We start from the raw sequence: 3,452 nt of genomic DNA, 5'->3' as shown, positions 1-3,452 counted from the left end.
TAGATTAAAAAAGATGAATTTACAAAAGCTTTCTTATGAAGTAAGAATATCTCAAGATGGTAAAAGCATTTACGCAAGGATAAAATAAATAAGGATGGACAATAAAAACAATAACAAATCAAAGTTATCAACAATTAATAATCCTAGAGAAATCTAGGATTAAGAACTTATTTTTGTTTTTAAAAAGAAAAAATAAAACAAACAGATAAAAAAAGAAAAAAAGAAAAACAAAGATAAGTTCTTAGAACTAAACCAAACCAAGAAAGGATAAACCATGAAAAACAATAAAATCGTTTTATCAATTGTTGTAAGTTCTTTACTTTTCTCCCAAAGCTATGCTTTACCAAGTGGGGGTAAGTTCACTCATGGAACAAGTGGAACTATAAATATAAATGGTAATACCATGAATATTACAGGCAATAAAGTAAACTCTGTTATCCAATGGGGTGGTGGTTTTAATATAGCTAAGGGTGAAACTGTAAATTTTGGACAAGGAAAAACTAACCAAAACTACCTAAACATTGCTTATGGAACCAAAAGCTCTACAATAGATGGTTTACTTAATGCTACAGGTAATAATGTTTATCTTATCAATCCTAATGGTGTGGTTATAGGTAAAAGTGGAACTATCAATGCAAATAAATTTGGAGTGTCTACTTCAAGTATAGATAGCAAAGCGATGCAAGAATTTGCAGATAAAAGTACCTTTGCAAGTCCTGTATTCTCTCCTAAATTTACAGCCAATAAAGGCAATGTGATTAATATGGGAAATATTAAGGCTAAGGATGTTTTAATTGTTGGGAATGAGGTATATTTAAATTCTTCTGTAAATTCAGAAGATAAAATTCTAAATAAAATTGATAGCGATAGCATATGGCTTATTGGAAATACCGTTCAGGCAAATATAGGCACTTTAGATGTAAAAGATAGTTTAAAAATTACTGCCATTAAAAATGGTGCTTTAAATTTAGATGCAAAGGCATATTATTTCAATCCAATCGCATATAATAATTTTTCTAAATATCAAGGAGTTGATTACGGCTCTTTTAAACATAATACAAAAGAATTTAAAACTAATAAATTTGTCGGTATAGGTAGCGATGAGGATTGGTTTTATTTTTCAAAAGGTTGGAATGAGAATAAAAATGGTTTTAGGGATTATGCTGACGAATATAGACTCACTAACGATATTGATTTTGGGGGGTAATCAAGGTAAAGATTTTGGAAAATATACCGTTGATGGCGAAACAATCAATATGATGGTAGGATATGATTTAACAAATGCTTTTAGTAATTATCAATCTTTTACTAAAGTTTTTGATGGACAAGGTTTTACTCTAAAAAATATTTATTTCAAACCTCAAGGTTCTATGTGGATAGGTCTTTTTGCTCGAGTAGATGGTGGAGAAATTAAAAATCTAAATGTTGAAAATTTTACTTTAGGAAATGGCGACGGATCTTACAATTTTGCAAATCTTGGAGCTCTTGTAGGTTCATTGGATAATGATTCAAAAGTTAGTAATGTAAAAATGAAAAATATTTCTTTTAAAACAGGTGGAAGAAATTTAGGAACCATAGCAGGAAGAATTTATGGTAATGCAAATTTAGAGAATATAGTTTTAGAAAATATAAATATTGATAATAAAATAGGTGTTAATTTTACATCTACAGGATCTGTTGTAGGTTTTGCTATGAATGGCACATTTAATAATATTTATGTTGATGGCATAACCATTAAAGCTGCGGCTACTGCTGGTATGACTACTGGAGGAGACATTGGAGAAAGCCATGTTGGTGGATTTATAGGTCATAGTGATTATGGAACTTTTACAAATATTTATCTTAACAATATAGATCTTACAAACAATTACGCAAGAGGTTCTGAATCTGCTTATGTAGGTGGATTTATCGGAACGCATTATCTTAATGGAACTTTTAAAAATATAGTTTTAGATAATATAAAAAATATTAGCTCCATTGCAAATAATGCTTATGCAGGTGGATTTATAGGTGGTAGTGCAGAATCTGGAAGAAATTCAGGCTCGGGAGACACTTCAACTTTTGAAAATATTTTTATGTATTTTACCCCAGATGCAACCATACAAGGAAAATCAGGTATATTTTACAGCACTCAAACAGAAGGTAATGTAAATTTTACTTTTAAAAATACGCATATTTATCAAAAAAAGAATAGTTTAAGCAATGCAAATACAGACTCAAGTTTTACAAATATCATTGAAACAAACGGAGAAAAAGAAGACAAGGTAAATATTCATTATTATACCGAAGGCGATAATTCACACAATGATTTTTTAACCCAAGCAAAACCTATTGCCAAACCTAATATTCCAACTAATACTCCAAGTTCTTCACAAGAACCTAGTGAAAATGTCATTTTAGATCAAGATGACTTACATAATGATATTGTTAAGGAAATTATAGAAAATTTAAATGATGAATATTATGGGGTAAATATTTTTACACTAAAAGATCTTCTAAATAATTATATCTACTATAGCACCATGAATGAAGATGAAAAAACGCAATTTATACTCACATATTTCATAGATAAAGAAAATGATAAATATGCAAAATACAATAAAGAAGATTTTAACAATCTTGCAAGAAACTTAGTGCAAAGTATGGATTTTATTATGGAATATAATAATAACAATCTTGACAATGCCAAATTTGACAGCGATGATACAAAAAATAGCTATTTTAATACTATTCATCAACTCCGTCAAAATATAACCAATAAAAATACTTTATTTGCTTTCCTAAAAGGAGATTTAAAAAGCATAAAGGATAATTACGATCAATTTGTAAGCACCAAAGAAGATCTTTATAAAGCCATTGATGCTTACAATGCTTATGTAGCTTTAATCAATCAAGGTGCAGCAAGTTCTAAAGATGCAGAATTTATTTCACTTAAAAACAAAGTAAATGAGCTTTATGCTAAAGCACAAGGATATCTTGATACTTATAAATTTGATGATACTTTAAAATCTTATAAAACACAAGCCTTATCTCAAAGTAATAATCATTTTAGCATCAAAGGAGAATTTGATACTAAACTAGCTTCTTTAGATTCTGTTTTAGATAAGCCAAATAATGAAGGTGGAGATACAAGCAATCCTGAAGCAAATGCTCCACTTCCTTTCTCTGAAGCTTTACTCACTCAAATGGATGAAAGTGTTTTAAAACAAGATGAAGATGATAAAGAACCTACAGTAGATGAAGCCAGCACTCAATTAAGCGGTAATACTTGTATAGTATCAGATAATTTTAAAGCAGGAAATCCTTGCTCAAGATGATTAAATTCCAAAAGGTTAAAAGCCTTTTGGATCTTGTTAAAAATTAATAAAACAAACAAAAAAGGAAAAACACAAATGAAACGCATTATCTTACTATCTAGTTTAGCTATCTTAAGCCTTTATGCTAGTGATACT

Annotated in this window: 2 protein-coding genes; both read left to right on the top strand. The window is 29.2% G+C overall.

Annotated features, from left to right (window positions below):
* Positions 1-274 precede the first annotated feature (274 nt).
* Positions 275-1,207 carry a filamentous hemagglutinin N-terminal domain-containing protein gene (locus tag ELQ10_RS08690; protein ID WP_243833041.1) on the top strand — a complete coding sequence of 311 codons (933 nt, stop codon included), beginning with the start codon at positions 275-277 and terminating at the stop codon, positions 1,205-1,207.
* On the top strand, positions 1,134-3,317 hold the full coding sequence (locus tag ELQ10_RS08595; RefSeq protein WP_208379424.1) for a hypothetical protein: 2,184 nt from the start codon (positions 1,134-1,136) through the stop codon (positions 3,315-3,317). The genes ELQ10_RS08690 and ELQ10_RS08595 overlap by 74 nt, the downstream gene beginning before the upstream one ends.
* Positions 3,318-3,452: the final 135 nt, after the last annotated feature.

Origin of the sequence: Campylobacter sp. US42a, assembly GCF_004379055.1 — a bacterium.
GTDB lineage: Bacteria > Campylobacterota > Campylobacteria > Campylobacterales > Campylobacteraceae > Campylobacter_D > Campylobacter_D jejuni.
The sequence above is the reverse complement of the archived record's forward strand: the minus strand, read 5'-3'. Positions and strand labels throughout refer to the sequence as shown.

Excerpts from the sequence above, each read along its gene's own strand:
- ELQ10_RS08690 (WP_243833041.1), top strand. The coding sequence starts at position 275 with ATGAAAAACAATAAAATCGTTTTATCAATTGTTGTAAGTTCTTTACTT.
- ELQ10_RS08595 (WP_208379424.1), top strand. The coding sequence starts at position 1,134 with ATGAGAATAAAAATGGTTTTAGGGATTATGCTGACGAATATAGACTCA.